This is a genomic window from Pseudomonas sp. GZD-209 (assembly GCF_049310485.1).
In the GTDB taxonomy this organism is placed as follows: domain Bacteria; phylum Pseudomonadota; class Gammaproteobacteria; order Pseudomonadales; family Pseudomonadaceae; genus Aquipseudomonas; species Aquipseudomonas sichuanensis.
In genome coordinates this window covers 1-4,681 of sequence record NZ_JBMOWQ010000157.1, presented here as the reverse complement: position 1 = coordinate 4,681, position 4,681 = coordinate 1, and the positions used below count along the sequence as shown (strand labels likewise).

Sequence of the window (4,681 nt, the reverse complement as noted above, 5' to 3'; positions counted from 1 at the left end):
CCCGCTCCCACGCACAGAAAGAGGTGTTGCTTCTTGTGGGAGCGGGCTTGCCCCGCGATAGCGCCAGCCCGGACAACACCCAACCATCCGGATTGTCCGACGACTCTATTGCCACTCGCCCAGATTCAATGCAGAATCTGTTAACCAAAAGATATTTGTTATCTATTAGTTAACAGAAAGGAAAACCAAGACCCGATACGGACTTCCCAACGCCTGACTCCAACTACAAAAAAAATGCCCCTGGAGACAATTGATGTCCCCCAACAATAAAAAGATTGATGTGTTCCTGATTGCCGTGAGCCTGGTTGCCGTGCTGCTCACCGTGATCGGCCTTGCTGCCTTCCCCGCACAAGCGGAAAGCCTCGCCAACCAATTGTTCGAAGTGGCCACCCGCACCTTCGGTACCAGCGTTCAGGTCCTGGTGTTCGGCAGCTCGCTGGCGGTGCTGTATCTGGCCTTCAGCAAGTACGGCAACATTCGCCTGGGTGCCGGCAAGCCGGAATACTCCACCACCACCTGGGTGTTCATGTTCATCTGCGCCGGCATGGGTTCCTCGACCCTGTACTGGGGCGTGATGGAGTGGGCCTACTACTACCAGACCCCTGGCTTGAACATCGCGCCGATGTCGGCCCAGGCGCTGGAATACAGCGTCAGCTACTCGTTCTTCCACTGGGGTATCAGTGCCTGGTCGATCTACGCCCTGGCCTCGCTGGCAATGGCCTACCACTTCCATGTGCGCAAGAAGAGCGGCCTTAACCTGGCGTCGGTGATCGAAGCGGTCACCGGCTTCAAGGCCACCGGCCCGGTCGGCCGCGCTGTCGACCTGATCTTCCTGCTGACCATGATGGGCGCGCTGACCGTATCCCTGGCGCTCACCGCCTCGACCCTGACCCGTGGCCTGGCTGACCTGGCCGGCACCCCCAACACCTTCACCGTGCAGCTGCTGGTGATCGGTGCGGTGGCGCTGCTGTTCTCGCTGAGCTCGTACATCGGCATCGACGGCGGCCTGCAGCGCCTGTCGAAGATGGTCTGCGTCGGCGCCCTGCTGTTCGCCGCCGTGGTGCTGCTGGTCGGCCCGACCCAGTTCACCCTGAACAACACGGCCAACTCCATCGGCCTGATGCTGCAGCACTACGTGCAGATGAGCCTGTTCACCGACCCTGCCGGCGACGGTGCCTTTACCCGCAACTGGACGGTGTTCTACTGGCTGTGGTGGGTGTCCTACGCACCGGGAGTGGCCATGTTCGTCGCGCGCGTGTCGCGCGGCCGGTTGATCAAGGAAGTGGTGTTCGCCCTGCTGCTGGGCGGCAGTTTCGGTTGCTGGTTCTTCTTCGGCGCGCTGGAAAGCTACAGCATGCACCAGTTCATCAACGGCCAGATCGACGTACCCAAGCTGCTCAGCACCGCCGGTGGCGAAGCGGCGGTGACCGACCTGCTGCTGGCCCTGCCGTGGGGCACGCTGTTCCTGGCGGCGTACCTGTTCATCATGGCGGTGTTCTGCGCCTCGCACATGGACGCCGCCGCCTACGCCGTGGCCGCCACCAGCACCCGCAACCTGCGTGAAGGCGAGGACCCGAGCCCTACCCTGCGCCTGTTCTGGTGCGTGGTGCTGACCCTGGTGCCGCTGGCCATGCTGTTCGCCAAGGCGTCGCTGTCGACCATGAAGACCGCCGTGGTGCTCACCGCGATCCCGTTCATGGTGATCCTGCTGGTGAAGATCTACGGCTTCTTCAAGTGGCTGGCGGCCGACTACGGCCAGGTGCCCGCGTACCGCATCGAGGAAGAGGCCACCCGCCTGGCGGGTGAAGAGCCGCAACAGCAAGCGCCACGCAGCGCAGCGGCGGTGCATTGAATTGAGTTGAATTGAGATAGCAACGTGGGAGCGGCGGTGCGCCGATGCGACTTGCCCCGCGATATGGGCTGCCATCGCTATCGCGGGGCAAGCCCGCTCCCACGTTGCCAAACCTACAACAAATTTTTTTGCCTAGCTTGTTAACCAATAGATACGCGTTAACCAATAAGAACCGAGATAGAGCCATGAACGATTTCAAACGCCTGCCCGCCGATTTCTGTGCCAACCCCGAAGTGGCCTTCACCTTGCCGGCCAAGTTCTACACCCAGGCCGCTGTGTTCGAGCACGAGAAGGAAGCGATCTTCGCCCGCAGCTGGATCTGCGTCGGCCACCGCAGCGAAGTCGCCGAGAAGAACGCCTACATCACCCGCCAGGTGATCGGTGAAAGCATCATCATCGTGCGTGGCCGCGACGACGTGCTGCGCGCGTTCTACAACGTCTGCCCGCACCGTGGCCACCAGTTGCTCGAAGGCAGCGGCAAGGCCAAGAACGTCATCACCTGCCCGTACCACGCCTGGGCCTTCAAGCTCGACGGCGAGCTGGCCCACGCCCGCAACTGCGAGAACGTCGCCAGCTTCGACAAGGACAACTCCAGCCTGGTGCAGCTGCGTGTCGAAGAGTACGCAGGCTTCCTGTTCATCAACATGGACAACGACGCAGCCCCCGTCGAAGACCAGCTGCCAGGCCTGCAAAAGCGCATGCGCGAAGCCTGCGCGGTGATCGACGACCTGCACCTGGCGGCACGCTTCGTCAGCGACACCCCGGCCAACTGGAAGTCGATCGTCGACAACTACCTGGAGTGCTACCACTGCGCCCCGGCCCACCCTGGTTTCTCCGACTCGGTGGACGTTGGCCAGTACAGCCACAGCCTGCACGGCAACTGGACCCTGCAGTACGGCCTGGCCAAGCCTTCGGAGCAGTCGTTCAAGTTCGATGAATCGGTCAAAGACCCCTCCTTCGCCGGCTTCTGGGCCTGGCCATGCACCATGTTCAACGTGCCGCCAGGGGCCAACTTCATGACCGTGATCTACGAGTTCCCGGTCGATGCCGAAACCACCCTGCAGCACTACGACGTCTACTTCCTCAACAAGGACATCACCGAAGAGCAGCAGAAGCTGATCGACTGGTACCGCGAAGTGTTCCGCCCGGAAGACCTGCGCCTGGTCGAGAGCGTGCAGAAGGGCCTGAAATCCCGCGGCTACCGTGGCCAGGGCCGGATCATGGTCGATGCCCAGCGCAGCGGCGTCAGCGAACACGGCATTGCCCACTTCCACAACCTGATCGCCGTCGCCCACCTGGACGACTGAACCACCCCCGTTAGCTGTCCCGCCCCGCGCCAGGGCCTGGCGCGGGGCTTCGTTGTCGAGGTATGCCATGGCCAAACAATACGAAATGTTCAAGGTGCGCGTGACCGAGGTGGAACAGGCCACGCCGCAGATCAAGCGCTTCACCCTGGCCCGCAGCGACGGTGCCGCCCTGCCCGCTTTCACCGGCGGCAGCCACGTCATCGTGCAGATGCAGTCGGCCTGCGGCGGCCAGTTCAGCAATGCCTATTCGCTGATGAGCGACCCGCGCGCACTGTCCAGCTACCAGATTGGCGTGCGCCTGGAAGAGCAGTCCAAGGGCGGCTCGGCGTTCATGCACCAGCAGGTCGAGGTGGGCAGCGAGCTGACCATCTCCACCCCCAACAACCTGTTCGCCCTCGACCCCGGCGCCGGTCGCCATGTGCTGATCGCCGGCGGCATCGGCATCACGCCGTTCCTGGCGCAGTTGCATGAGCTCGAAGGCACCAGTACGCCCTACGAGCTGCACTACGCCTTCCGCGCGCCCGAGCACGGCGCCTTCCAGGCTGACCTGCAAAGCGGCCCGCATGCCGACAACACGCGGTTCTATATCGACAGCCTCGACCGCAAGCTCGACCTGGCCGCCCTGTGCGCCGGCCTTGCCGACGATGCCCACCTTTACGTATGCGGGCCCAAGCCGCTGATCGACGTAGTGATCGCCACCGCCGCCGCCGCCGGCATCGCCGAGTCACGGGTGCACTGGGAACAGTTTGCCGCAGCAGCACCGGCCGCAGGTGCCGCCTTCACCGTGGTGCTGGCCCGCTCCGGGACCGAGCTGCAAGTCGAGGAAGGCATGACCATCCTCCAGGCCATCGAAAAATCCAAGGCCGCCAAGGTCGAGTGCCTGTGCCGCGAAGGTGTGTGCGGCACCTGTGAAACGGCGATTCTCGAAGGCGAGGCCGAGCACTTCGACCAGTACCTGAGCGATGAGGAAAAGGCCGCGCAGCAGACCATGATGCTCTGTGTGTCGCGGGCGAAATCGGCGCGCATCGTGCTGGATCTGTGAACGGAACTCCTCCCACCCTTGGCGCTCTTAACATCATGCAGTAATACCCCTGGGCTTTACCTTCGCGGAGGATTCACCATGCGCCACTTACTGCTTGTTCCCTCGCTGCTGCTTCTGCTGCCTGCCGGTGCCGCCCTGGCCAAGGTCGATGCCGGTGATGTCGCCACCTCGGCCGGGATCTCCGCGTCGCTCTACTCGACCTTCAAGGACGACAAACGGATCATCCCCGCCCAGGACGAACTGACCGCCTTCATCGCCAGCGGCGGTGCCATCCGTGGCGCCTACCTGGAGTCGGCGTTGGCGCAGGCACGCCAGGCCAACCCTGGCCTGCAGGCCAGCGACGAGGAACTGGCCAGGGCGCTGCTGTCGCAGGATGACCCGGTCGCGCAGCACTGACCTGCACCTGCAAAGGGGCCGCTCTGCGGCCCAATGGGCAGGAGGGAGGGGTCCCCCAGAGGGTGTCGCCCCATGTGGGGGGAG

At 63.4% G+C, this 4,681-nt stretch carries 4 protein-coding genes; all 4 read left to right on the top strand.

Annotation, left to right across the window (positions count from 1 at the left end; genetic code table 11):
* The first annotated feature begins 253 nt into the window (after positions 1-253).
* The 4 genes from ACO6VM_RS18460 (at position 254) to ACO6VM_RS18445 (ending at position 4,597) form a co-directional block, all read left to right on the top strand.
* Entirely contained in the window at positions 254-1,852 is a 1,599-nt protein-coding gene (locus tag ACO6VM_RS18460; protein WP_258704496.1) for a BCCT family transporter, read from the top strand.
* A gap of 185 nt (positions 1,853-2,037) precedes the next feature.
* A complete protein-coding gene (locus ACO6VM_RS18455) occupies positions 2,038-3,159 on the top strand; it encodes an aromatic ring-hydroxylating oxygenase subunit alpha (protein ID WP_125858943.1) in 1,122 nt (373 codons plus the stop codon).
* 67 nt (positions 3,160-3,226) lie between these two features.
* Positions 3,227-4,201, top strand: a complete 975-nt coding sequence (locus tag ACO6VM_RS18450; RefSeq protein ID WP_401059051.1) for a PDR/VanB family oxidoreductase — start codon at positions 3,227-3,229, stop codon at positions 4,199-4,201.
* A 78-nt stretch (positions 4,202-4,279) separates the two neighbouring features.
* Positions 4,280-4,597, top strand: coding sequence for a DUF2388 domain-containing protein (locus ACO6VM_RS18445; RefSeq protein WP_401059053.1), 318 nt, complete (start codon positions 4,280-4,282; stop codon positions 4,595-4,597).
* The last annotated feature ends 84 nt before the right edge of the window (positions 4,598-4,681 follow it).